The sequence below is a fragment of the Paenibacillus sp. J22P143 genome, from assembly GCF_059692035.1.
The window spans coordinates 382,001-405,397 of record NZ_JCAUAQ010000001.1 but is presented as its reverse complement, the minus strand read 5'-3'; the positions used below and the strand labels follow the sequence as shown (position 1 = coordinate 405,397).

General features: G+C 43.4%; 29 protein-coding genes, 1 tRNA gene and 1 other annotated feature. Of the genes, 27 read left to right on the top strand and 3 right to left on the bottom strand.

Features of this window, described 5'->3' with window-relative positions; genetic code table 11:
- Positions 1 to 10: 10 nt before the first annotated feature.
- Entirely contained in the window at positions 11 to 1,594 is a 1,584-nt protein-coding gene (gene serA / locus AC58PQ_RS01985) for a phosphoglycerate dehydrogenase (protein WP_497240309.1), read from the bottom strand.
- A gap of 71 nt (positions 1,595 to 1,665) precedes the next feature.
- Positions 1,666 to 1,898: a binding site (T-box leader), on the bottom strand.
- Positions 1,899 to 2,136: 238 nt separating this feature from the next.
- On the opposite strand from serA, the gene AC58PQ_RS01980 reads away from it, so the two are divergent.
- Entirely contained in the window at positions 2,137 to 2,460 is a 324-nt protein-coding gene (locus AC58PQ_RS01980) for a rhodanese-like domain-containing protein (protein WP_497240308.1), read from the top strand.
- Between the two features lie 51 nt (positions 2,461 to 2,511).
- Here AC58PQ_RS01980 and AC58PQ_RS01975 read toward each other — a convergent pair whose 3' ends face one another.
- Positions 2,512 to 3,435 carry a hypothetical protein gene (locus AC58PQ_RS01975; RefSeq protein ID WP_497240307.1) on the bottom strand — a complete coding sequence of 308 codons (924 nt, stop codon included), beginning with the start codon at positions 3,433 to 3,435 and terminating at the stop codon, positions 2,512 to 2,514.
- Positions 3,436 to 3,524: 89 nt separating this feature from the next.
- On the opposite strand from AC58PQ_RS01975, the gene AC58PQ_RS01970 reads away from it, so the two are divergent.
- Both AC58PQ_RS01970 and AC58PQ_RS01965 read left to right on the top strand, forming a co-directional pair.
- A complete protein-coding gene (locus tag AC58PQ_RS01970; RefSeq protein ID WP_497240306.1) occupies positions 3,525 to 4,133 on the top strand; it encodes a CPBP family intramembrane glutamic endopeptidase in 609 nt (202 codons plus the stop codon).
- Positions 4,130 to 4,336, top strand: coding sequence for a hypothetical protein (locus tag AC58PQ_RS01965; RefSeq protein WP_497240305.1), 207 nt, complete (start codon positions 4,130 to 4,132; stop codon positions 4,334 to 4,336). Before AC58PQ_RS01970 ends, AC58PQ_RS01965 begins: the two co-directional genes overlap by 4 nt.
- A 63-nt stretch (positions 4,337 to 4,399) precedes the next feature.
- On the opposite strand, the gene AC58PQ_RS01960 is transcribed toward AC58PQ_RS01965, so the two are convergent.
- Positions 4,400 to 5,257 (bottom strand): polysaccharide deacetylase family protein, encoded by an 858-nt coding sequence (locus AC58PQ_RS01960; RefSeq protein ID WP_497240304.1) that lies wholly within the window; start codon positions 5,255 to 5,257, stop codon positions 4,400 to 4,402.
- A 175-nt stretch (positions 5,258 to 5,432) separates the two neighbouring features.
- Here AC58PQ_RS01960 and AC58PQ_RS01955 point away from each other — a divergent pair, with 175 nt between their 5' ends.
- From AC58PQ_RS01955 to AC58PQ_RS01840, 24 genes are all read left to right on the top strand, one after another.
- A complete protein-coding gene (locus AC58PQ_RS01955) occupies positions 5,433 to 5,744 on the top strand; it encodes a hypothetical protein (RefSeq protein WP_497240303.1) in 312 nt (103 codons plus the stop codon).
- A 247-nt stretch (positions 5,745 to 5,991) separates the two neighbouring features.
- The gene (locus tag AC58PQ_RS01950; RefSeq protein WP_477595147.1) at positions 5,992 to 6,597 is read left to right on the top strand and encodes a genetic competence negative regulator; all 606 of its coding nucleotides are present in this window, start codon (positions 5,992 to 5,994) and stop codon (positions 6,595 to 6,597) included.
- A gap of 183 nt (positions 6,598 to 6,780) precedes the next feature.
- The gene (gene prsW, locus AC58PQ_RS01945; protein ID WP_497240302.1) at positions 6,781 to 7,476 is read left to right on the top strand and encodes a glutamic-type intramembrane protease PrsW; all 696 of its coding nucleotides are present in this window, start codon (positions 6,781 to 6,783) and stop codon (positions 7,474 to 7,476) included.
- A 69-nt stretch (positions 7,477 to 7,545) separates the two neighbouring features.
- Positions 7,546 to 7,704, top strand: coding sequence for a hypothetical protein (locus AC58PQ_RS01940; RefSeq protein ID WP_497240640.1), 159 nt, complete (start codon positions 7,546 to 7,548; stop codon positions 7,702 to 7,704).
- Between the two features lie 163 nt (positions 7,705 to 7,867).
- Positions 7,868 to 9,238, top strand: a complete 1,371-nt coding sequence (gene ypeB / locus AC58PQ_RS01935) for a germination protein YpeB (RefSeq protein ID WP_497240301.1) — start codon at positions 7,868 to 7,870, stop codon at positions 9,236 to 9,238.
- A gap of 89 nt (positions 9,239 to 9,327) precedes the next feature.
- Positions 9,328 to 9,990 carry a flagellar brake protein gene (locus AC58PQ_RS01930; RefSeq protein WP_497240300.1) on the top strand — a complete coding sequence of 221 codons (663 nt, stop codon included), beginning with the start codon at positions 9,328 to 9,330 and terminating at the stop codon, positions 9,988 to 9,990.
- A 66-nt stretch (positions 9,991 to 10,056) separates the two neighbouring features.
- Positions 10,057 to 10,281, top strand: a complete 225-nt coding sequence (locus tag AC58PQ_RS01925; RefSeq protein ID WP_497240299.1) for a hypothetical protein — start codon at positions 10,057 to 10,059, stop codon at positions 10,279 to 10,281.
- A 139-nt stretch (positions 10,282 to 10,420) separates the two neighbouring features.
- The gene (gene cmk / locus AC58PQ_RS01920; protein ID WP_497240298.1) at positions 10,421 to 11,104 is read left to right on the top strand and encodes a (d)CMP kinase; all 684 of its coding nucleotides are present in this window, start codon (positions 10,421 to 10,423) and stop codon (positions 11,102 to 11,104) included.
- Between the two features lie 2 nt (positions 11,105 to 11,106).
- Positions 11,107 to 11,688, top strand: coding sequence for a lysophospholipid acyltransferase family protein (locus AC58PQ_RS01915; RefSeq protein ID WP_497240297.1), 582 nt, complete (start codon positions 11,107 to 11,109; stop codon positions 11,686 to 11,688).
- 150 nt (positions 11,689 to 11,838) lie between these two features.
- On the top strand, positions 11,839 to 13,152 hold the full coding sequence (gene rpsA, locus AC58PQ_RS01910; protein ID WP_497240296.1) for a 30S ribosomal protein S1: 1,314 nt from the start codon (positions 11,839 to 11,841) through the stop codon (positions 13,150 to 13,152).
- Between the two features lie 29 nt (positions 13,153 to 13,181).
- Complete coding sequence (gene fni, locus AC58PQ_RS01905; protein WP_497240295.1) at positions 13,182 to 14,240, top strand: type 2 isopentenyl-diphosphate Delta-isomerase; 1,059 nt, start codon at positions 13,182 to 13,184, stop codon at positions 14,238 to 14,240.
- Between the two features lie 128 nt (positions 14,241 to 14,368).
- Complete coding sequence (locus AC58PQ_RS01900; RefSeq protein ID WP_497240294.1) at positions 14,369 to 14,995, top strand: YphA family membrane protein; 627 nt, start codon at positions 14,369 to 14,371, stop codon at positions 14,993 to 14,995.
- Positions 14,996 to 15,128: 133 nt separating this feature from the next.
- On the top strand, positions 15,129 to 16,454 hold the full coding sequence (der, locus tag AC58PQ_RS01895; protein ID WP_477595951.1) for a ribosome biogenesis GTPase Der: 1,326 nt from the start codon (positions 15,129 to 15,131) through the stop codon (positions 16,452 to 16,454).
- Positions 16,455 to 16,467: 13 nt separating this feature from the next.
- Positions 16,468 to 17,070, top strand: a complete 603-nt coding sequence (gene plsY, locus AC58PQ_RS01890; RefSeq protein ID WP_497240293.1) for a glycerol-3-phosphate 1-O-acyltransferase PlsY — start codon at positions 16,468 to 16,470, stop codon at positions 17,068 to 17,070.
- 41 nt (positions 17,071 to 17,111) lie between these two features.
- Positions 17,112 to 18,137 carry an NAD(P)H-dependent glycerol-3-phosphate dehydrogenase gene (locus AC58PQ_RS01885; protein WP_497240292.1) on the top strand — a complete coding sequence of 342 codons (1,026 nt, stop codon included), beginning with the start codon at positions 17,112 to 17,114 and terminating at the stop codon, positions 18,135 to 18,137.
- Between the two features lie 97 nt (positions 18,138 to 18,234).
- Positions 18,235 to 18,516, top strand: a complete 282-nt coding sequence (locus tag AC58PQ_RS01880) for a stage VI sporulation protein F (RefSeq protein WP_314795905.1) — start codon at positions 18,235 to 18,237, stop codon at positions 18,514 to 18,516.
- Between the two features lie 102 nt (positions 18,517 to 18,618).
- Complete coding sequence (locus AC58PQ_RS01875; protein WP_497240291.1) at positions 18,619 to 18,798, top strand: DUF2768 family protein; 180 nt, start codon at positions 18,619 to 18,621, stop codon at positions 18,796 to 18,798.
- Between the two features lie 21 nt (positions 18,799 to 18,819).
- Positions 18,820 to 19,113, top strand: coding sequence for a 2Fe-2S iron-sulfur cluster-binding protein (locus AC58PQ_RS01870; RefSeq protein ID WP_477595957.1), 294 nt, complete (start codon positions 18,820 to 18,822; stop codon positions 19,111 to 19,113).
- 25 nt (positions 19,114 to 19,138) lie between these two features.
- Complete coding sequence (locus AC58PQ_RS01865; RefSeq protein ID WP_497240290.1) at positions 19,139 to 19,732, top strand: nucleotidyltransferase domain-containing protein; 594 nt, start codon at positions 19,139 to 19,141, stop codon at positions 19,730 to 19,732.
- On the top strand, positions 19,729 to 20,079 hold the full coding sequence (locus AC58PQ_RS01860) for a 2Fe-2S iron-sulfur cluster-binding protein (RefSeq protein ID WP_497240289.1): 351 nt from the start codon (positions 19,729 to 19,731) through the stop codon (positions 20,077 to 20,079). The genes AC58PQ_RS01865 and AC58PQ_RS01860 overlap by 4 nt, the downstream gene beginning before the upstream one ends.
- Positions 20,080 to 20,100: 21 nt before the next feature.
- Entirely contained in the window at positions 20,101 to 20,844 is a 744-nt protein-coding gene (locus AC58PQ_RS01855) for a YphF family lipoprotein (protein WP_497240288.1), read from the top strand.
- Positions 20,845 to 21,095: 251 nt separating this feature from the next.
- The gene (spoIVA, locus tag AC58PQ_RS01850) at positions 21,096 to 22,574 is read left to right on the top strand and encodes a stage IV sporulation protein A (protein ID WP_497240287.1); all 1,479 of its coding nucleotides are present in this window, start codon (positions 21,096 to 21,098) and stop codon (positions 22,572 to 22,574) included.
- A gap of 247 nt (positions 22,575 to 22,821) precedes the next feature.
- A complete protein-coding gene (locus AC58PQ_RS01845) occupies positions 22,822 to 23,094 on the top strand; it encodes an HU family DNA-binding protein (RefSeq protein ID WP_056614405.1) in 273 nt (90 codons plus the stop codon).
- A gap of 166 nt (positions 23,095 to 23,260) precedes the next feature.
- Positions 23,261 to 23,334 (top strand) — tRNA-Pro (locus tag AC58PQ_RS01840).
- Positions 23,335 to 23,397: the final 63 nt, after the last annotated feature.

Genomic DNA, 23,397 nt, shown 5'->3' with positions numbered 1-23,397 from the left:
CAATTTGTGCTTATTGCAGCGTAAGTGCACGAACATTCACGATTTCATCTTGTTTTGTTAGATCAGCTAAGACTTCAGCAGGAGCTGTTTTATCAATCGTCAGTACCATGATTGCGGAACCGCCAATCACTTTACGTCCAACCTGCATTGTCGCGATGTTGACTTGATTGCTTCCAAGAAGTGTCCCAACACGACCGATAATACCTGGTTTATCGTTGTGAGAGATAAGCAACAAGTTACCTTCAGCAGCGAAGTCAACTGGATATTGGTCGATACGGACGATACGTTCGCCAAAGCCAGCAAGTAAAGTACCAGCAAGCGTTTTTTCTTCTTGTTTCGTTTTCACTGTTACCGTTACAAGGTTAGTGAAGCTATTGGACGCATTTGATTTTTGTACCACGATGTTTACGCCACGTGACTTAGCAAGATGCATCGCATTAATGATGTTGATGGATTCAAGTTGATTCTGGAAAATTCCTTTTACAATATAGCGTGTTAAAGGGCTAGTATCCACATCCATTAAGTCACCCGCATAGTTAACTACAATTTCAGATACAGCACCTTGGGCGATTTGACCAAGCACAGATCCGATTTTTTCACCAAGACTGAAGTATGGTTGTAGTTTATTCAGCACATCTGCTGGTACAGGAGGCATGTTTACTGCGTTTTTAAATGGCTCATTGCGAAGAATGTGAAGAACTTCCTCAGATACGTCGATCGCCACGTTTTCTTGTGCTTCGATCGTTGATGCGCCAAGATGAGGAGTTACGATGACTTTAGGGTTCGTCAAGAAAGGGTGATCCTTCGTTGGCGGCTCCACTTCAAATACGTCGAACGCTGCTCCAGCAACAATGCCTTGATCAATCGCTTCTACCAATGCCAACTCATCGATAATACCGCCGCGAGCACAGTTGATGATACGAATACCTGGTTTCATAAGCTCGAATTGCGTTCTGGAGATCAAGTGACGCGTTTCAGGTGTGAGTGGTGTATGAACCGTAATGAAATCAGATTGTGCAGCGATTTCGTTGACGGTACCTAGCTTAACGCCCATTTTCTCAGCGCGCTCTTCTGTCAAGAATGGATCATAGCCGATAACTTCCATGCCGAATACTTTTGCGCGTTTCGCAACTTCACTACCGATACGTCCCATTCCGAGAATACCTAGTGTCTTGTTACGAAGCTCAACGCCGATAAATTTACGATCCCACTCGCCGCCAACTGTTTTCTTGTAAGCTTGTGGAATCATACGAGCTGTTGCCATCATCATAGCAAAGGTAAGCTCGCAAGTTGCGATTGTATTTCCGTCAGGTGCATTAATAACAATAATTCCGCGTTTTGTTGCTGCTTCCAAATCGATATTGTCGACACCAACACCAGCGCGGCCGATTACTTTCAACTTCGTGCCGGCATTCATGATTTTTTCTGTTACTTTAGTTTGGCTACGAACTAAAAGGGCATCGTACTCACCGATGATGGCAATGAGTTCGTCTTCGGATAGACCAGATTGCTTAACCACTTCAACATCAGCTGCATCATAAAGCATTTGAATTCCCATGTCACTAATTGGATCGGATACTAGAACTTTGTACATAATTCGTTTCCTCCTTAGATTTGAACATAAAAAAACTCCCAGCCCTCGGTCACAGACAGTTAGCCTGTAGCCAAAGGGACGAGAGATTGCTTTCGTGGTACCACCCTAGTTCGCCGCCCATTCGCATGGGTAGCCTCATTTGGTCTTGCGACCTGGAACTGTAACGTGTTCCTAACCCGATTGCATCTACTAAACTTCAATGCAATAACTCTGGAGTGCTCCGCAATGTGTTCGCTACCGATTCTCACCAACCACCGGTTCTCTGAAAGCTACTTTATTTGCTTGGCTCCGTCAACGCTGTACTGTGATATAGAATTTTTTATAGATTACCATGCGTTCGAAATCGTGTCAATACATGTCGAACGATTTTCACATGAACGTCAAAATTGTTCGGATTTACATATATTTTATCGCTTTCCGTTTATTTTAAAGCAAGAATGTTCAGAAAGCAATGATATTTTGTTAAGATTTGAGCCTCTTTTTCGGGTGTGGTACAGTGAAAGTATAGATCTGAATTCAAGGAAGCAGGAGTGTGTACGAAAATGGAAATCAATCGCATTTATCCGCAAATTTTTCTCCAAGCTGTTGAACAGAAAACACTAGGAAATAGTGCCATCATTGATGTAAGAGAGCCTCATGAATGGGATTACTACCATATGGAGGAAGCCAAACTAATTCCAATGCAGCAAATACCGCTCCGCATGGGAGAACTACCCGAAGACGAAGATATCTATATTGTTTGTGCACATGGAATGCGCAGTCTACGCGTAGCGGAATATTTAAAAGAAAATGGCTTTGAACGTGTCATTAATGTTGACGGAGGTATGGCGGCAATAGCCATGTTCCGCGGCTTCCAGTACGATTAAAATAAAAAGCTGATGAGGTGGTCGTATGACCAAATCATCAGCTTTTTTGTGTCAATTCACATCCGAGAAAAAAGGTAATTGAGGCAGCGTTTCATTGGAGTACCATTTCGATTTCCCTTTGACAAAGTCTCCCGTACGAACAGCATTTGTGCTCAACAATAGCTCCATCGTTTGATTCACGTCAGCCACATTCAGTTTCTTAGTTTGTCCTGAAGCGATGAACTCATCTATCCTAATTGTTAAATCCTGCGGATAAAAAGGTGAGAATGATTTATTTTTCAGTAGTTTCGCGGTGATATATACATTCTTCACGTTGAGATTCATGGCACGCCATTGATCGAGATTGGCATTATTGTTGGCATCGAAATATTCGATATCCGGATCCAGGGTGCCATTCCAAACGAGAATAGAATCGAAATAATTTTTCTGAGCAGTTAAGGCTTGTGTTTTGGCTTCTAGGAAGTAGGCATCCTTCTGAATGGCTTCAAGCAGTTGCGTATGGCTTTGCGCATTGGCTTTCGATTGGAAATTAGTTAAAGTATCGGCAAATAGCTTTAAGCTTTTGAGATAGCCTTGGTGTGATTGTACGAGCAGTGGAGAAGAGGCAGGCATGTTTTTGCTCTGAAGTGTGCTGTATTTATCAGCAGCAATTTTACTTAGCTCTTTCAGAACTGCGGAAGCATCCACGGCGGAGCTATCCATCTCAATTTGACTCAGCAATTCAAACCATTTATTCTGAAATTCCCTAAAAGGTAAAAAGATGGTATGGTAATATGACACTAGTACTTGCTGGTCATATGCGCCTATTTCGGGGACTGATGACGCTTGATCAGCGTGTAATATTTTATCGTATTTTAAATCGGATTTCGTTTGTCCTAATCGTAAGCCATAGAAAAAGGCGCCAAGGATACAGACCAGCATAAAGATAAACATGAGGGCAAATAAATAATCAGTGCGGGTAAGACGCTTCTCCATAATTCAAGCTCCTTGTTGTCTTTTATATTTGTTTAGTATAGGTCAAACAGCATAAAAAAGGAATAATATAAGGAAATGAGGTTGCTTCCTTGAAAAAATTTGATTTTAAGAACCTTCGTATTGGGAAGGTTGACATCAATGAACTTAATGACAGGACATTATTGCTGAATCTTTACATCACACAACTGCTTACGCTTATTATCGGAATTATCATCTTGATATTTCAGAGTAATTCAAAGATTCTTTCTGCGTTATCGTTTCAAGGAGGCCCAAAAGTCCTTATTTGGGGTTGTTTATTTGCGGTAGTTGTTCTTGGTATAGACCTTCTTATTTCTAGGTGGGTACCCAAAGAAGTCGCAGATGATGGCGGCATTAATCAAATGATTTTTGGGAATAGGGCCCTTTGGCATATTGCACTTATTTCTTTTATCGTATCTATCTGTGAAGAAGTCCTATTTCGGGGCGCGATTCAGCATGCTTGGGGGCCTTACTGGACTAGTATTTTGTTTGCTGCCATTCATGTTCGCTATTTACAGCATTGGCTCATGACTGGCATGGTTTTTTGTATTAGCTATGGCTTAGGTTGGATCTACCTTCATACGGGAAGCCTATGGACACCAATAATTGCTCACTTTATGATTGATATGGTGATGGGATGCATATTACGGTTTAGCAAGGAGGAAGATCAAGGTTCATGAGTGTAGGAGAAAGAGTAGCTTCGCGGTCGAATCCAGGAGTGGAGGAGAAGCAGCAGGATGACACCTATTTACCGCCGCGTAGAGCCGTACATCCTTCAGAGCAAGGTAAATGGACAAATCTTTTTTATATGACACTGCTTTGGTTATTTATTACTTTGGTGGTGAGTTTAACGGTTTGGGGGATTAAGTACTCCTCGTTGTGAGATTAAAATGAGCCATACGCAACCACGAAACAACGTGGCAGTCGTATGGCTCTTATTTCGTTGCTAGCGCATTTCAAGCTCTATAGCGTTCGGATCTACAAAAGCATAGCCTTTTTCCTCCAATTGCGTAAGCAGCGTGTCGAGGGCGCTCACAGTCCATGGAAGCTCATGCATGAGAATATTGCTGCCATTATGAAGCTGCTGCATCACATTCGCTATGACTTTATTTGAATCATTATTTTTATTTGTCATGTCCCAATCTAAGGAACCATTTGACCAAGTCATATAGAGCATTTTGTTGTTTTTAACTTTCGTTTTCAAATAATCATTGCCCGAACCAAAGGGAGGACGGAAAAATTGCGGCGCCTGGCCTGTGAGTTCTTTCACGATTTGCTGGACATCATCGACTTGTTTATCGATCTTCTCATTCGGCATGTCTTTCAAATTGTCATGATCCCAAGCATGATTACCAATGATATGTCCACTGTCGTGTATAAGCTTAACGAGCTCAGGCTTCTGCTTAATGCGATAGCCGTTCAAAAAGAAGATCGCTTTAGCCTTATGTTTGTTTAAAATATCAATGAGAGATTGATTCATCGCTTGTTCTTTCGGTCCATCATCAAAGGTAAGAAGGACAACTTTTTTATTACCATTAGGGTCGTTAGGCACGATATCATAGTTCTTATTCATGTGATAGGTCTTCTGAACTACTTCCTTGACAGGTGCCGTCGGTGTTGGTGTTGGTGTTGGTGATGGTGTAGGTGTCGCGGTAGGTGTTGGAGTTGGACTAGGGCTTGTTGTCACTTGCGCTGCTGGCGCCGAGCTCGTCGTCGCAGTGGGACTTGTTTCGGTTTGATTTGCACTGCAGGCAGCCAATAGAAGCATGACTGTCAGGAGTAGTGTGTTAGCTTTCTTATTCATAATTTGTTTTCACCTCAGATCCTTACATGTTGGTCTTCACTTATAGTACCACAAATGTAATCACATTTCGCAGATGTCAATTCTCCTATGTTTTCCTTCTCCTGAGGCGTATGTCCACTTCTAAACTCGTACAACCTATAAAGGATTCATACTACTGATCATGGAGGGAGATCCAATGAAATTAGGAACATTTATGCTCGGAGGTATTGCAGGAGCGGCTGCTGTCATTTATCTCAATCGAAAAAGCAAATCAATGCTTTTCTCTGCGTTTAGTTCATCAAGTGAGTCGATGGGGAATGTCATGGACAAGGCCAAAGACACCTTCGTCAGCAAATCATTTGGAGATTCAGTGGCCAAAAGTTTCTCTTCTACGAGCACAAACGGGCTAAATCAAGTGGAGAAAATTGTTAAAGAAGACCCGCATTTGAAAGCAACAGTCAATGAAATTCTGCAAGATAATAAAGTAAGCACGGCAACAATTCAATAAACATAAGCACTCAGCGCAGTCTGGCATACCCACGGGGCCGGCTGTGCTTTTTCTTTTTATACATAACTTGCGCGTGCAATTGCTCAGATTTAGTGTTAACATGATAGGTGAAAACAATAGATGGATGCATGTCCATTTATTGCTCAGTGGCTCACCTTTTTATTTTTCTAACATATTCTGATTGAAATAAGGTGACCATGCTTTCGATGCAAGCTTTCCATTGGAGAGCTCAAAGGAGGATCCTATCATGAAAATAGAACGCTTAAGTCAGGATAAGATACGGATTTTCCTAACATTCGATGACTTAACTGAACGTGGAATTCAAAAAGACGATATGTGGAGAGAAATTCCGAAAGTACACGAATTGTTTAGTGAAATGATGGATCAAGCATATTCCGAGCTCGGATTTGACCCATCCGGCCCGCTTGCTGTTGAGGTATTCGCACTTCCAGCGCAAGGTATGGTTGTAATTGTGACCAGAGGTAAGCTTGATTTGTATGCAAGTTCTGATGCATATGACGATCACGAAGCTGAAGAAGTGTACGAAATGGAAGTTACGCTTGAGCAAAGCGATTTGATCTCCTATGCTTTCCGTGATTTTGAAGATCTGCTGCGTGTATCCAAAGTAATTAATCCCCTTCTTATGGAAGGTGGTACCCTTTATTCGTATAAAGGGAAATATATTTTACAGCTAGAACCTGTTGATCTTGAGGAAACTAAGTATCAAGCATTGATCGCTGTTTTATCTGAGTTCGGTGAAGCTTCTTCTGTAACCCTAGCCGTTCTTGAGGAATACGGGAAAACGATTATTGCAGATGATGCTGTGAAAGTGCTCTGCCATCATTTCAAATAAGCAGGGGCTTGCGTCCTTCCACAGTAGAATGAAACAAGCATCTCCAAAAACAACCGTTTTTGAGGATGCTTGTTTTGTTTTCCTGCATACGCGATGGAGGTATCTGTTGGTATAAGTAGATATGTCCGTATAGAACGACTATAATAGAGGTATGTATTTCAAAAAAAGAGGGGGAGCTGGAACATGCATATCGTGCCTATTTTATTGGCAGCCATAGCCCCAGGTCTCTCATTGCTCGCTTATTTTTATCTGAAGGATCGCTACGAAACGGAACCGATCCATCTCGTGATACGGATGTTTTTTTTCGGTGTTCTACTCGTGTATCCCACGATGGTTTTGCAGAACGCCTTCATTCAGGAGTTTGGCAACGGAACAATTATGACTTCCTTTTTTCTTTCTGGAGGAATCGAAGAGTTTCTGAAATGGCTATTATTGTATCACCTGATATTTCGGCATGAAGCCTTCGATGAGCCTTACGACGGGATTGTGTATGCAGTAGCTGTAAGCCTCGGTTTCGCGACCTTGGAGAATATCATTTATACCTTCCTACACGCGTCTTCGTTCTCTGCCTTGATGCTTCGCGCACTCCTGCCCGTATCGGGACACGCGCTATTTGGTGTTATGATGGGGTATTACATGGGTAAAGCGAAATTTGTTCCTCATAAGCAAACAAGGTATCTATGGATATCACTGTTGCTTCCAATTGCCTGGCATGGCGCATTTGATTATATTTTGCTCATTTTCAAAACAGGTTGGATTTGGATTATGATTCCGCTCATGACTTTTCTTTGGATCCGTTCGATTTGGCGTGTGGATCGTGCGAATGCGCACTCACCCTTACGTGTTATGACCGTTGATGAGAAGATTAAAATGGGTTGAATTGGGTCATAATGACTGTATAAATGGCGAACTCCATTTCATGGATGGAGAACGACCGGGAGGGTATACATGTCATTAACGATGCGCGTGAAAGTGAAGATCCGATGTCGATTATGTGGTGAGAAGTTCGTGTTGAGAGGCAAAAAGGAAAAGGACAAAATTGAAACAGGATTTCGTCAATGTATATGCAGCAATGAGCATGATTTTGAAATAGAGACCGAAAGCTAGCAAGAGGCCATTCTTCCGAATAGGCCTTTTTTTGCATATAATCTTCTGGATAAAAGGGCTCCACCTGAAGACGATGTAGCCGTTTATTTTATGTCAAACCTGCATAAACCTGTCTCCTCACGTAAAAACTAAGCGCAAGATTGGGTATGAAAGGAGCGGTTCTGTGTATAAAAGATTAAGCATCGTCATGTTTCCATTTCTTTTGCTGGCATTAATCGGAGCTTCTGTGTGGGGGTATTTGGAGCATCAGGAGAAAAATACGATCCTCATTAAGGCGGAGAATCAATACCAAAGAGCGTTTCATGATCTGTCCTTTCACATGGATAAGTTACATACGGAGCTAGGAAATACATTGGCTGTTAATGAAACATCAGAGCCATCATATCGAAAAGGCTTGGTTAATGTCTGGCGTCTAACAAGTCAAGCGCAAAGCGATATTACCCAATTGCCCCTGATGCTGCTGCCATTCAATAAAACAGAGGATTTCTTGGCGAATATGGCTAATTTCTCCTACCGAATGTCCGTTCGAGATATGACGAAGCAGCCTTTAACTGAAGCGGAAATGAAGACGTTGAATACACTTTACGCACATTCTGCTGACATTACGAAAGAAATTCGTGGGGTGCAAGATAAAGTAATTGCGAACAATTTAAGGTGGATGGATGTTGAATCTGCTCTGGCTTCTGAGAATGAGATGCATGACAATGCGATTATTGATGGATTTAAGATCGTGGATAAACAAGTACAGGGGTATGAGGAGTTAAATTGGGGGACAGGAAGCTTGAATGTGTTCTCCAAACATGATGTCCAAATGCTTTCCGGCAATGACATGACGGCCGATCAAATCAAGAAAAAAGCCGTGGAATTCCTTGGTATTAAAGATTCAGGCGGGATTAAAGTAGTCGAAAATGGCGGAAGTGCTCCAGAATTTCAGAGCTATAGTGTTGTCGTACCTAGCGGCGATAACTCCAAAAATGATACCCAAATGGACTTTACCAAAAAAGGCGGTCATTTGATCTATTTTATGAAGTCACGTGATGTGGCTGGCTCCAAATTTAATCTTCGTGAAGCGCGTGATATAGCGAATGAATTTCTAGATCAGCATGAATACAAAGATTTAAGTGCAATCAGTTATGACCAATATCAAAACGTGGCCACGATTCAATTTGCCAAAAAAGAGAAGGATGTCATCATATATCCTGAACAAGTTACTGTTAAAGTGGCCTTAGATACGCTCGAAGTGACAGGGCTGCAAGCTACAGACTACATTTATTCACAAAAAAAGCGTGTGATTGGTCAACCGAAACTTACTGTGGAAGAAGCACGTAAGCATTTGAATTCTAAAATGAAGGTTACCGGAGAATCATTAGCGATCATCAAAAATGATCTCGATGAAGAAGTGTTATGCCATGAATTTATCGGTACGTTAAATAACAACATTTATCGCATATATGTGAATGCGGATGTTGGCATGGAAGAGAAAATTGAGACCATTCGTCAGGATCAAGTGGAAGCTGCAAAAGCTAAAACTTAGTCGGTTAGAAGCAGGATTTCATCCTGCTTCTTTTTTTTCTATCTAATTAGTGATGGCATGGTATAATTAAGGTATATTACTTCGCGGAGGTGCGGGAATTGCTTCCTAAGGTCAACCAGATATTACATATGCAAATGAATAGTATTGACGAAGAAGAGTCCAAAATCGAATATAAGTCGAGAATTGCGGATGTGACAGAAAGCGCGATCATCATCGAAATCCCACTTAATGAGAAGACAGGACGTTTGAAGAAGATGTACCAAGGAGATGAAATCAGCGCTCACTTCCTAGGGCAAGGCGGCGTGAAGCATTATTTCACTACGGAGGTTGTGGCTTTCACTGAGGATGTCATTCGCTTAATTGAGCTACGACTACCAGAGCTTAGTGCGATAACACAAATTCAACGCAGAAATTTCCTGCGTGTTTTGGCTGAATTAGAAATAGCTGTGAAACTGAACGACCAGATCCAATTTATTGGGCTAACCGATGATGTCGGCGGTGGTGGTATTTCGTTCATTTGCGATGGTCATATCCCGATTGGTTTAAATGCCATTATCTCGTGCTGGGTGCTTGCGCCATTCAAGAATGGTACGATCGAGCATATTCCATTTACAGGTGAAGTTGTACGCGTGAAAGTTACCGAAACGGGTAAGCAGCTTGTCATGATCAGATTCGCAGAGATTGCAGACAGAGAGAGGCAGAAACTGATACGTTTTTGTTTCGAGAGACAAATGGATTTTCGTAAACGCTAAGGATTGAGACATATGCGCTAAGGGTATACTGCTATGCATATTGGATGCAAGCAGGAGCGTGATTTCATGTCGAAGGAGCAAGAGAGTGAACCCTATGAGCAGTTATTTATTCGATTCTCTACCAACGTAGAGAAGGTCATTATAAGAGCTGCGCTTGTCGTTATTATTCTGCTGGTTTGTGTACAAGCTTTGCTCCAAAATGCGTATATCCGTAAGCATTTCACCCGTGTTGAGCCCCTAGAAGGACAGCCATATATGGTGCCAGAACATCCCCTAAGAGAACGCTCCTAGGTACATGAAATCAAGGTGCAACGGAACCCAAGTTTTGCATATGACCATGTAGTGTGGTATAATTTCTAGTAATTAGCAGGCAAGTGCCTGCTTTTTTGTACGTAAGGTACTGTGAAGTATTGTTAGGAGGAACAGCAGCTTGGATAAGTTCAATATTGCCATAGATGGTCCTGCTGGAGCCGGTAAAAGTACCATTGCACGGCTAGTTGCTGGTGCGCTTGGTTTCATTTACGTGGATACAGGAGCCATGTATCGAGCAGTAACCTGGAAAGTACAGCAAGAAGGGCTGCTACCTGATCAAGAAACAGAAGTGGCTGCGCTCTCCAATCGTATGATGATTGAGCTCATTCCTGGAGATGAAGGACAACAGGTAATTGTAGATGGTGTTGATGTGACGAAAGCGATTCGGATGGCGGACGTTACGGCACATGTTTCACAAATTGCCAGCTATGGTGCTGTGCGTCATTTGTTAGTTGGTTTACAGAAGCAAATGACCGTGTCCAAAGGCGTAGTCATGGACGGCCGTGACATTGGAACGCATGTCATGCCAGATGCGGAAATCAAGGTTTTCTTAACTGCGAGTGTGAAGGAACGTGCGGAGCGCCGATTCAAGGAGTTACAGAATAATGGTGCGAGCACAATGACTCTTTCCGAGCTGGAGCAGGATATAGCACGTCGAGATCAGTTCGATGAGCAGAGGGAAATTTCGCCGCTGCGCAGGGCGCACGATGCCGTGTTAATGGACAGTACGTCAATGACAATTGAAGAAGTTGTGGACGAAATTCTTGGACTTTGTAAGGACAAAGTCGGAGGTGGCAAATAAAGATGCTATATCGCATCGGAAGAGCCTTATTTCGATTAATTTTCACCGTATTTTTCCGTATGCGTGCTATCGGAATGGAGAATGTCCCAACACAGGGTGCAGTTGTTCTGTGTGGTAATCATACTAGTTTCTTGGACCCCCCATTCTTAGGTACACCGTTGCGGCGAAAGGTACATTTCATGGCCAAGGCGGAGTTGTTTGATATTCCTGTACTGGGGTATATCATTTCAAGAGTAGGCGCATTTCCTGTGAAACGCGGAGGCGTAAGTAGAGAGTCGATCCGACTTGCTGTTCAACTTCTTCGTGATGGTAATATGCTTGGGGTTTTTCCAGAAGGATCTAGAAGTAATGCGGGTGGGATGGGTAAGAAAGGCGCAGCTAGTCTTGCATTGAAATCGGGTGCAGCAGTCGTGCCGGTAGCTATCGTAGGTACCTATTCACTATTCCGACGTATGACGATCGTTTATGGGGCACCACTTGATATGAGTGCTTTTGCAGGAGCTAGTTCGGAAGATCTAGAGCAGGCAACGGATGCAATCATGAAAGAAATTCGCCGACTACATACAGTTACTAGTAAAGCCTAATGAGAAATGTATGGAATCGAAAGCTTGGAATTATACTAACCTTAAAGTGATTGAACTTATTGCCCGTGTTTGAAACAGAGTAGGAGCTCGACTGCTGCTTTGTGACTTATAAATTTTTTTTGTTGGTTGTAAATAGAGGAGGCTAATCTCATGTCAGATGAAGTAAAAGTTGAAGATCAATCACAGGAAGCTCAAGAAACAGCCGTATCACAAGCAGAAGCAGAGCACGCACTTAACAATGTTGCGGTGCTGAAGAAAGGCGCTACAGTTAAAGGCAAAATCGTTAAAGTAGACGCTGATCAAGCTTTCGTGGATATCGGTTACAAATACGATGGTGTTATCCCTGTTCGTGAGCTTTCATCCGTAAGCTTGAATGATGCTGCGCAAGCGGTTGAGCTTGGACAAGAAGTTGAATTGAAGATCGTTTCCATTAACGATGCGAAAGAAACATTGGTTTTGTCCAAACGTGTCGTTGACAACGAAAAGGCTTGGGAAACGCTGCAAGGACAACTAGAAAGCAAAGAAATTATCGAAGCTGCCGTTGCTGAAGTTGTTAAAGGCGGACTAGTTGTAGATATTGGTGTACGTGGTTTCGTACCTGCATCTATGGTTGAGCGTCAATTCGTTGAAGATTTCTCCGCTTACAAAGGTCGCACATTGCGCCTTCGTGTGAAAGAAATCGATCGCGAGAAAAACAAAGTCATCCTTTCCCAAAAAGATATTTTGGATGAAGAGTTCGAAACAAACAAAAAGAAAATCATCGAAGGTCTTCAAGTTGGTCAAGTACTGGATGGTACAGTTCAACGTTTGACACAATTCGGTGCATTTGTTGATATCGGTGGTATTGACGGTCTTGTTCATATCTCCGAGCTTGCTTGGCAGCACGTAGAACAAGCTTCTGATGTTGTTAAAGAAGGCGACAAAGTTAAGGTGCAAATCCTTAAACTTGATCCTTCCAATGACAAAATCAGCTTGAGCATCAAAGCAACACAAGATGGTCCTTGGTCCAATGTTGAGCGTGATTTCAAAGCAGGCGATATCGTTACAGGTACTGTAAAACGTCTTGCAGCTTTCGGTGCATTCGTTGAAGTGGCTCCAGGTGTTGAAGGCCTTGTTCACATTTCTCAAATTGCTCACCGTCACATCGGCACTCCGCATGAAGTGTTGAAAGAAGGTCAAGAAGTTCAAGTGAAAATATTGGAAATCAACCTTGCTGAAAAACGCGTTAGCTTGAGCATTAAAGACACGGAAGATGCTCCTGAAGCGCCAGCTGGTGCAGCAGCTCCGTCATCAGTTGGTAAACCAGACAGAGAAAGACAACCGCGCGGCGATCGTGACCGCGGTAACAGTGCTAGTCACCAAAAAGAAATTGCTGGTAACGAAAACGTATCCCTAAGCAATCAAGGCTTGTCCATGACACTTGGTGAGCGTTTTGGAGAAAAACTAGCAAAATTCAAAAAATAAATAGATCCAATTTCTAGGAGGGTAAAGGAATGCGCATCTCACGCAAAATGGAGCATGTCCATTACGCGCTGGAGCTTGGTCAAACCCGTCAGCAAGGGCTGTCGGATATCAAGCTTGTGCATAACTGTCTTCCTGAGACATCGACGGATCATATTGCTTTAACAACAACAATCGGCGATCTCATTATGAGTTCGCCGATTTTAATTAATGCAATGACCGGCGGCGCTCATGAGACAGAGAGCATTAATCGCGAATTGGCGATACTCGCTAGGGAGAAAGGCTTGTCTATGGCTGTTGGCTCCCAGATGTCAGCTATTAAGAATAGCGAAGTGGCATCCAGCTATCAAATCGTGCGACGTGAGAATCCAAACGGTATCATATTTGCTAATTTGGGCAGCGAAGCCACAACTGATCAAGCATTACGTGCCATAGATATGATTGAAGCGAATGCGCTTCAAATTCATTTGAATGTCATGCAAGAGCTGATTATGCCAGAAGGAGATCGCAGCTTCGTAGGTATGCTCAGACGCATTGAGAGCATTGTTCGTGATGTACCTGTACCGGTTATCGTGAAGGAAGTTGGTTTTGGCATTTCACGTGATAACGCGAAGCAATTGCAGGACATTGGTGTTCAGATTCTAGATGTAGGTGGTTCTGGCGGAACGAATTTTGCTGCGATTGAAAATGCGAGAAGACCTGCTGCATTAGCGTGGCTCAATGATTGGGGAACACCGACGAGTATGACTTTGTTAGAGGCGCTTTCCGTCTATCCTTCGGGTTCTGTCATTGCCTCAGGCGGTATTACGAATGCTTTGGAAGCAGCAAAAGTACTTACCTTAGGAGCATCAGCGGTTGGTATGGCAGGTTCATTTCTCAAGGTACTGCGTACAGACGGCGTAGATGCCCTTCACGCGTATGCCGAAGAGCTTCACCAAGGACTCATCTTAATTATGACGGCGCTAGGCGCCAATTCCATACATGCCTTAACACAATGCCCCGTGGTCATTGTAGGAGACACTGCTGAATGGTGTTATGCAAGAGGCATTGACTTAACTTCATACGCAGGGCGAAGTAATCCGAGTAAATAATCAAAAAATTGCCATACTAAGGATCAGGCAGATCTCCCTTTGACATTGAGGGGGAGTCTGAAGATCCGCTAGCACATCGATGTCGGTAGCTTGTCCTCGAATGCTATGCAGGCTAGGGTGGTTTGATTATGAATGCCGGTTATCTGTCGCTTATTCTTCTTTGCATCACGTTGATCTTGCTCGCCAGCGGTTGGAAGGAACTGTACATCAGAAGTATTTCGCATAAGGGCATGCTTCTTTTTTTTGTCTCATGGCTTATAGGAACACGAATAACCGTAACCATACAACATGTACATATTCAGCTCGTTTATGTTGTTGTACTTACGATTTCATTCAGTATTCTTTATGTCACACATGGCTTTATACATAAGCTACATCTGCTTTCCATCGGACTTCTGATCGGTTCACTCCATTTTTTATTTCAACAATTACTCGAGATGGACCCTATTCTTATTATTCGAAACTCAGAATGGCAGACGGCACTGCTGCTTGCTATTGTAGCCGTAGTTGTTCAGCGCAATGCTTGGGAGCAGATTGCGGCGATTTCGATCGGTTATCTAATTGGGGATATGTATCAAGCGGGGATCCATGAAGTAGATGGTTTTCATCAGCTGGGTATGGCCACTTTTCAAGATCAATGGTGGCTTTCCATCTTTACTGCGAGAACCTTAACGATCATGATACAAGCTGCGTATAGTGGGTGCCGAACCGTCGTGAGAAATTGGATAGTCCGAAGAGGGAGTAGATGGAAATAACGAAAAAATCCATATCCAATGCGCTTTTTTGGTCAAGTCTCAAAAGAGATTAGCCAAGGCGCGTCTTTTTTGTTATGATGTAAGTTGCGTAATTTTCCATGTTTAGTCATGGAATTCGAAGGAGAGATGTAAATTGGGTAGACCCGTACTTGCAATTGTAGGCCGACCGAATGTCGGTAAGTCCACCATTTTTAATCGAATCGTAGGCGATCGCATGGCGATTGTAGAAGATAAACCAGGTGTCACACGGGATCGTTTATATGGTGTTGGTGAATGGCTGAATACCTCTTTCAGCGTCATTGATACCGGTGGTATTGAAATTGATGGCGAGGACGCGATACTGAAATCTGTTCGTGTACAAGCTGAGCTTGCGATCGAAGAAGCGGATGTCATCGTGTTCATGGTTGACGCGAAGGCAGGGGTAACTCCGTCGGATGAAGAAGTAGCGCAGCTATTGTTTCGTTCCAAGAAACCAGTCGTTTTGGCCGTAAATAAAGTGGACAACTTAGCGCGTCAAGATGATATTTATGAGTTCTATTCTCTTGGTTTCGGCGATCCAGTTGGAATCTCCGGCTCGCACGGAATTGGTATTGGTGATTTGCTTGAAGTTGTTTGTAATTTATTCCCGGATAAAACAGATGATGAGTACGGCGATGAAGTCGTGAAATTTGCACTGATTGGTCGTCCAAACGTAGGGAAATCGTCGATGACGAACGCGATTCTTGGAGAAGAGCGGGTTATCGTAAGCGACGTTGCAGGAACAACGCGCGATGCAATCGATACGCCTTTTGAACGTGATGGTCAGAAGTTCGTTATCATTGACACCGCAGGTATGCGTAAGCGAGGTAAAGTTTACGAGAACACAGAGAAATATAGTGTGATGCGTGCGATGAAAGCCATTGAGCGAGCAGATGTGGTATTGGTCGTAATTGATGGTCAAGAAGGCATTATTGAACAAGATAAACACATTGCGGGATATGCACATGAAGCAGGAAAAGCGATTGTGATTGTCGTAAACAAATGGGACATCGTAGAGAAAGATGATAAAACGATGCAGCATTTTACGACTACGATTCGTGATCATTTCTTGTTCTTGAGCTACGCGCCTGTTGTATTTGTATCAGCCAAGACGACACAGCGTCTTCATAAATTGCTGCCTGTCATCGTTCAAGTAGCTGAGAATCATGCCTTACGTGTACAAACACACCTTCTCAATGACGTTGTTTCCGATGCGGTTGCCTACAATCCGCCACCCACGGATAAAGGAAAGCGTCTGCGGATTAACTATGTTACACAAGTGGCTGTTAAGCCGCCAGTATTCGTTCTCTTCGTAAATGAGCCTGAGCTCATGCATTTCTCATATGAACGATATCTGGATAATAAGATTCGTGCTGCTTTTGGCTTTGAAGGAACGCCCATTCGCATCTTGAGCCGTAGAAAAACTTCGGACAAAGAATAGGAGATGTTGTACATTGCTTTCGATAATAACAATTGTAGTGGGCTATTTACTAGGATCCATAAGCTTTAGTTATTTATTCGGAAAATGGCTTAAAGGGATTGATATCCGCAAGCATGGCAGTGGGAACGCTGGGGCAACGAATACGCTCCGCGTACTGGGGAAAGGGCCTGCAATCCTCGTCCTTCTGCTGGATGCCTTGAAAGGTGTCGTCGCGGTCTTACTGGGGGTTTGGGCTGCTCCAGGACCTGATGACATCTGGATTCGCGTCTTGTGTGGTTTGGCAGCGATAGTAGGACATAATTGGCCCGTATTTTTTGGCTTCAGGGGTGGTAAAGGAGTTGCGACTACTATTGGGGTCATGGCGACACTTTGCTTTATTCCTACGTTGATCGCTGGCTTAACAGCAATCGTCATCATAGCTATCACACGATTTGTATCACTCGGCTCCCTTATACTTACAGCACTCTTACCTTTTCTAATTTGGGGAATGGACCGGCCTGTACCTGTTTTGTGGATTAGTATCTTGCTATGTGCTTTTGCTTTTTTACGTCATCGAACGAACATTGTGAAGCTTATCCAAGGCAAAGAAAACAAGCTGGGCCAGAAAAGAGCCTAACGAAATTGTTCTAAGAACATCTACGCATAGGAGGGGAAACCGTGACACAAAAAGTATCGGTCCTTGTAGCTGGAAGTTGGGGGACGGCACTCGCCTCGGTATTGGCGGATAATGGGAAAGAAGTACTTCTATGGTCTCGTAACGAAGAACAAGTGGTAGAAATCAATGAGAAGCACACGAATAGTCGTTTTCTCAAAGATATATCACTTTCTCCTTCAATTATAGCAACGAATTCCTTGCAGGATGCCGTGCAAGATGCGGACGCCATCATCATGGTTGTTCCATCTTCAGGCATGCGTGAGGTAGCTTCACGTATACGTCCTTTTTTGAAAAAGGATGCGCTCGTCATTCATGCGACCAAAGGTTTTGAAACGGGAACGCTAAAGCGAATGACGGAAGTGCTTGCGGATGAACTGCCAGAACTGGATCCGAAGCGATTTGTCGTCCTTTCAGGACCAAGTCATGCGGAAGAAGTCATTTGCAAAATGCCCACAACAGTCGTTGTCGCTGCTCAGGACTTACAAGCTGCAGAAGCTGCGCAAGATTTGCTTATTACAAGCTATTTCCGTGTTTATACGAATCCGGATGTAACAGGCGTTGAGGTAGGTGGAGCACTGAAGAATATCATCGGACTTGGTGCAGGGCTAACGGATGGCTTGGATTTTGGTGATAATGCCAAAGCGGCACTCGTTACAAGAGGGCTCGCAGAAATTACACGCTTAGGTACTGCAATGGGCGCAAACCCTCTAACCTTTGCTGGGTTAGCCGGAATTGGTGATTTAATCGCAACCTGTACAAGCAAGCATAGCCGTAATTGGCGGGCTGGCAATAAATTGGCCAAGGGTATCCCGTTGGATGATGTACTCACAGAGATGGGAATGGTTGTAGAAGGCGTGAAAACGACGAAAGCAGCTTATGACCTAGCTCGTCGATACGAGGTCACAATGCCGATTACGAATGAATTACATAATGTATTATTCGAAGGGAAATCTCCAAAGCTTGCCGCACGGGATCTCATGGGGCGCGTACGGACGCACGAAATGGAAGAATTACCGATGACAAGGTAAACAAAAGGTTGGAGATAGCCTACACCAGATCTTCTCCGCATTCATACTATACCCTATCAGGAGTTCTCATCAGCTTAGGGTATAGGAGGCGGCACAATTGGCGAATAAAGATATGTCCAAGGACGTATTGAGTGTGGTCAAGAAGAAGACGGGCAAATCCGTTACATCTAAAGATATTGAAAAAATTGCAAGTGGTGTGAAACCTTCTACAATGCAGAGTGAAACGCAATTAAGGGCACTCATTAAACAGGTTTCAGGTTTAGTTAACGTCAAGGTATCGGAAGAAACCATTAATGATATCGTTCAAGCCGTTAAAAGTAGTAAACTTGACACCAATAACATGCAGCAATTAATGAACATGATGATGGGTAAGAAATAAGAGGCATGAAGGGGATCCTCATCCCCTTTATGCTTTTTTCTTTTTCTGTGCTATACTTACATGTGTTTCATTTCAACGATTTTTACATAAGGAGTTAATACGATGTCACCTTTAGACAAAATGTGGGCCTCATTTGTAGCCATGGGACTGATGGTTGTCGCATCATTTCTAATCTCATATGCACGAACAAGAACGACAGGTTTATGGCGTGGTGTGCTATCTTTTATCGCTTTTCTAATGTTTATCCCAATTTTACTATTTATGCTATCTTCTTTGTTTTAACCGACCGGAGGGGAAATCATCATGTTAGAATTGAAAACACGCAAAACACAGATACAGCTTACGCCGGAAACGGGATTAACGATTCTAGATCATGCGCTGAAAGCAGATGTGGATTGGGGATTTTCCTGCACGCGAGGTACCTGTGCAAGGTGTCGCTGCTATGTAGCTGAAGGCCGAGAGCTGCTTTCTGAGACCTCGGAAGCGGAAGAAGATCGTTTAGAGCCTGAAGAGCTTGAACAGGGCTACCGACTAGCCTGTCAATGCGTGGTGAAGCAAGCAGGAACGATTTCAGTTACGCATAAGCCTTATTTTTAAAATTTACTGCCTGAAAGGTGTGGGCATGATGAAACTGCTGGAGCTACTACTCCCGTCGATTTCGACTATTCATACAAGGTTACAGCAAGGTCACAATGTGCGATGGCTGATTGGTGGAAGCTGTGGTCTACTGATGCACAACGTGGATATAGGAAGAAGTCCAAGAGATTTGGATATTTATATAGATCTGAATGATGTCCATAAGGTGCATACGTTGTTGCAGCCTTACGCGATCGATCAGCCTGAATTTAGCGAGACGCCTATTTATGCTTCTATGCTGAGTCATTATCGCATTGACGGTCACGTGGTTGAGGTTGTCGGCGATTTTAAAGTAAAAGCATTGGGGTCCGTCTATCAAGTTGAGGTTGAATACCTAGGAGAAAACTATGCTTGTCCTCTTACCATTGAGGATCAAGAGGTTCCGCTGATGCCGTTAGCGCATGAGCTTCTCTTTAATGTACTTCGAAATCGCCCTGATCGCTTTGAACCGATTCTAAGAACGATGCAAGCTCAACCAGACAAACATATGCCCGCGTTGACAGATTTGATGAACCGAAATTATTGGGGACATGAATTTCATGTGAAGATGAACGAATTGCTAGATTGGAGCCGATTATGAGTACTTTTGATGTGCATTTTTGGCCGGATGACAAAAAAATTAAAGTAAGAGCTGGTACCACGTTGTTGGATGCAGGGAACAGAGCAAAAGTGCATATCCGGACGCGTTGTGGTGCGAAGGCAGCCTGTTTAATGTGCAAGGTAAAGGTCAACGATCAAAGTGGACTCGCGCCTTTGAATACGAATGAACAATTAAAGCTCGGCTCCCTAGCAGATGAGGGAATTCGATTAGCATGCCAAGCGCGTGTAACGGGTGCTGTTCAGGTAACGATTCCCGAGGATCCTTTAAAGGCAGCTATTCGAGCTCAACTTGCTAGACAAAATGAGGAAGACGATTTTTCATTTTAGATAAGATAGGACGGTTGAATTGTGAATATAAAAGGAAGACGAACCCAAGGTAGAAGCTCGCTTCTGGCGCTTATCTTGGTTATTTTGCTTACAGGCTGTGCGTACCCGCAAGAACTAAGGAAAGAGAATCAAATCAATCCTGCTGAATTTATTACTGTCGTACAACAGGCTGTAGATACCTTCCACGAGAAAACTGGCGTGCTTCCCATTAAAAATAGTGAGATGACGACGCCGCTCTATGAGAAATATGTGATCGATTTTCCTAAATTGAAAAAAACGAATCTGCTGAGTACGGTACCTGCTAATGCTTTCGAGAGCGGCGGAGTGTTCATTTACGTACTCGTAGATGCAGAAACGAAGCCAATTGTGAAGCTGATGGACTTATCCGCCTTTCAAAGTGTGGAAGATGTTCAAAAAAAAGTGAATGATTACATTGCGAAGCATGGAGGGAACATGCCTCAGGGGATTTCGCAGAATGACGCATTTGCATATGTAGATTTCAAGCTGCTTGGAATGAAAGAACCCGATATCAAATCAGTCTATAATCGAAAAAATGCGATTACGTACATCCTAAACAAGCAAACAGGGGAAGTAGCCATTGATTATGCAATGGATATCAACACGTTTATTCAGAACAACGCTTTAGGAAACTCGTTAAAGCCAGATCAAGATTTGAGGCAGATTCTCGTAGATAAATCCTATTTCGTGCCGATTCGCAGCGTTTCATATACATGGAGAGATAATCAACCGATGCCTCAAAAGTAGTCATATAATCAACCTCTTCCCATGCGTGGAAGAGGTTTTTTTGTCTTTATAGAATAAGCGCAACCGACTCATCATATATTCTTTCGAAAGCCGTATGTGCTTCATAAAATATGAGCGAAAAAAAGTTGGAACGCATCTATCATATTTCTATCGAAAGTACATATATTTTTACTAGTCCAAATGAATGTACGAGTAGTCAATTGTTACCGTCATTAGCGTCAGTTGACGACCAAACTGTAGGAGGGATTCTCTTGGAGAAAGTGGATATCTTTAAGGACATTGCAGAACGAACGGGAGGGGACATTTACCTGGGGGTTGTCGGCGCAGTCCGGACAGGGAAATCAACCTTTATTAAGCGTTTTGTGGAATCTGTAGTGCTTCCGAACATTCAAAGCGAAGCGGATAGGATCCGGGCTACCGATGAACTCCCGCAGAGCGCTGCTGGCCGCACGATTATGACAACGGAGCCGAAGTTCGTACCGAATACGGCGGTTCAAATTTCTGTGGCCGAGGGGCTGAATGTAAACATTCGCCTTGTTGATTGTGTCGGATATGCAGTCGATGGCGCCAAAGGCTATGAAGACGAGAACGGACCTCGGATGATCAATACACCATGGTTCGATGAGCCGATTCCTTTCCAAGAAGCGGCTGAGATCGGAACACGGAAAGTCATTCAGGAGCACTCCACATTAGGTGTCGTGGTTACAACGGATGGTACGATTTCGGATATCCCGCGGTCCTCGTATGTGTTAGCTGAAGAAAGAGTAATTAGTGAACTCAAAGAGGTCGGGAAACCGTTTGTTGTGATCATTAATTCTCAGAAGCCAAACAGTGAGCCTGCACTTGAGCTGCGCAGCGAGTTGCAAAGCCGGTATGATGTTCCTGTTGTAACGATGAGTGTAGCTAGTGCTGGCGAAGAAGAGATGGTCTCCGTGCTTCGTGAAGTCCTGTATGAATTCCCGGTTCATGAAGTGAATGTGAACTTGCCTAGTTGGGTAATGGTTCTGGATGAGAATCATTGGCTGCGGACACAGTTCGAAGCATCCGTTCGCGATACCGTACAGGATATCAGGCGCTTACGTGATGTCGATCGTGTTGTCAGTCAATTTGCAGAATATGAGTTTATTGACAAGGCTGCATTAGCCGGGCTGAATATGGGGCAGGGTGTAGCAGAAATAGATCTGTTTGCACCAGATGAGCTCTATGATCGAATTCTCGTCGAGGTCGTTGGTGTTGAAATAAGAGGGAAGGATCATCTCCTTCAGCTCATGCAGGATTTCACGCATGCGAAGCGAGAATATGATCAATTCGCTGAGGCACTTGAAATGGTCAAAACAACCGGCTACGGGATAGCGCCTCCAACCTTAGCGGAGATGGCGTTAGATGAGCCTGAGTTAATCCGTCAAGGCTCCAGGTTCGGCGTTCGATTAAGAGCAACAGCGCCATCTATTCATATGATTCGTGTAGATGTCGAATCTGAGTTCTCACCGATCATCGGAACAGAGAAGCAAAGTGAAGAGCTTGTGCGCTATCTAATGCAAGATTTCGAGGATAATCCGCTGAAGATCTGGGAGTCCGATATTTTCGGAAGATCACTGCACTCGATCGTTCGAGAAGGCATACAAGGCAAGCTTGCCCAAATGCCGGATAATGCAAGATATAAGCTTCAGGAAACGCTTGGACGTATTATCAATGAAGGCTCAGGCGGCTTGATCGCGATTATTTTGTAGGAAATTGTGGACAAAAGACACTCGAAAGAGTGTTTTTTGTCGTTTCCTAGCAGAAAGTCCCACATAAAATGGAAATAGCTACTTGAAATTGCTCACTGAGTGTATTACTATGAATTTATTCGTCTGCTTTCAAAGTTCATTTTGCTTAGAGAATCAACGATTTTTCAGTGGTTTATGTATAATTTCTGGGAAAACGGTGAAAACAGGAAGTAACGGAAGTGAGAAATCTTGGGGGGAGGTGAATGGCATGAATAAATCTGAATTGATCAACAAGGTTGCGGAAACCTCTGAGCTTTCCAAGAAAGACGCGACAAAAGCAGTAGATGCTGTTTTTGATGCAATTTCTGAAGCATTACAAGGTGGAGATAAAGTACAATTAGTTGGATTTGGTAACTTCGAAGTTCGTGAACGTTCTGCTCGTAAAGGACGTAATCCACAGACTGGTGGAGAAATTGATATCCCAGCAAGCAAAATCCCAGCTTTCAAACCTGGTAAAGCACTTAAAGATGGCATTCAATAATTTGTATTTATACATAGGATTGAACGTTACATAATTTTAAAGCCGTGGCCGCTAATTGCGGGAAACGGCTTTATTTGTTTTGCCTGAAAATGGCTTTACAATTTGAAAGACTCCTACTATAATTACAAAAGTGAAAGCGTTCTTCTTGGCTGTAAACGGGGAATGACGGGGTATGGCGCAGCCTGGTAGCGCGCACCCTTGGGGTGGGTGAGGTCGCACGTTCAAATCGTGTTACTCCGATTATGAAAAAGACATCGGTGTTCGATGTCTTTTTCTGTTGAATAGAAAGGTTATGCCTATACT

Excerpts from the sequence above, each read along its gene's own strand:
- serA (WP_497240309.1), bottom strand. The coding sequence starts at position 1,594 with ATGTACAAAGTTCTAGTATCCGATCCAATTAGTGACATGGGAATTCAA.
- AC58PQ_RS01980 (WP_497240308.1), top strand. The coding sequence starts at position 2,137 with ATGGAAATCAATCGCATTTATCCGCAAATTTTTCTCCAAGCTGTTGAA.
- AC58PQ_RS01975 (WP_497240307.1), bottom strand. The coding sequence starts at position 3,435 with ATGGAGAAGCGTCTTACCCGCACTGATTATTTATTTGCCCTCATGTTT.
- AC58PQ_RS01965 (WP_497240305.1), top strand. The coding sequence starts at position 4,130 with ATGAGTGTAGGAGAAAGAGTAGCTTCGCGGTCGAATCCAGGAGTGGAG.
- AC58PQ_RS01960 (WP_497240304.1), bottom strand. The coding sequence starts at position 5,257 with ATGAATAAGAAAGCTAACACACTACTCCTGACAGTCATGCTTCTATTG.
- AC58PQ_RS01955 (WP_497240303.1), top strand. The coding sequence starts at position 5,433 with ATGAAATTAGGAACATTTATGCTCGGAGGTATTGCAGGAGCGGCTGCT.
- AC58PQ_RS01950 (WP_477595147.1), top strand. The coding sequence starts at position 5,992 with ATGAAAATAGAACGCTTAAGTCAGGATAAGATACGGATTTTCCTAACA.
- prsW (WP_497240302.1), top strand. The coding sequence starts at position 6,781 with ATGCATATCGTGCCTATTTTATTGGCAGCCATAGCCCCAGGTCTCTCA.
- AC58PQ_RS01940 (WP_497240640.1), top strand. The coding sequence starts at position 7,546 with ATGTCATTAACGATGCGCGTGAAAGTGAAGATCCGATGTCGATTATGT.
- AC58PQ_RS01925 (WP_497240299.1), top strand. The coding sequence starts at position 10,057 with ATGTCGAAGGAGCAAGAGAGTGAACCCTATGAGCAGTTATTTATTCGA.
- AC58PQ_RS01915 (WP_497240297.1), top strand. The coding sequence starts at position 11,107 with ATGCTATATCGCATCGGAAGAGCCTTATTTCGATTAATTTTCACCGTA.
- rpsA (WP_497240296.1), top strand. The coding sequence starts at position 11,839 with ATGTCAGATGAAGTAAAAGTTGAAGATCAATCACAGGAAGCTCAAGAA.
- fni (WP_497240295.1), top strand. The coding sequence starts at position 13,182 with ATGCGCATCTCACGCAAAATGGAGCATGTCCATTACGCGCTGGAGCTT.
- AC58PQ_RS01900 (WP_497240294.1), top strand. The coding sequence starts at position 14,369 with ATGAATGCCGGTTATCTGTCGCTTATTCTTCTTTGCATCACGTTGATC.
- AC58PQ_RS01875 (WP_497240291.1), top strand. The coding sequence starts at position 18,619 with ATGTCACCTTTAGACAAAATGTGGGCCTCATTTGTAGCCATGGGACTG.
- AC58PQ_RS01870 (WP_477595957.1), top strand. The coding sequence starts at position 18,820 with ATGTTAGAATTGAAAACACGCAAAACACAGATACAGCTTACGCCGGAA.
- AC58PQ_RS01865 (WP_497240290.1), top strand. The coding sequence starts at position 19,139 with ATGATGAAACTGCTGGAGCTACTACTCCCGTCGATTTCGACTATTCAT.
- AC58PQ_RS01860 (WP_497240289.1), top strand. The coding sequence starts at position 19,729 with ATGAGTACTTTTGATGTGCATTTTTGGCCGGATGACAAAAAAATTAAA.
- AC58PQ_RS01845 (WP_056614405.1), top strand. The coding sequence starts at position 22,822 with ATGAATAAATCTGAATTGATCAACAAGGTTGCGGAAACCTCTGAGCTT.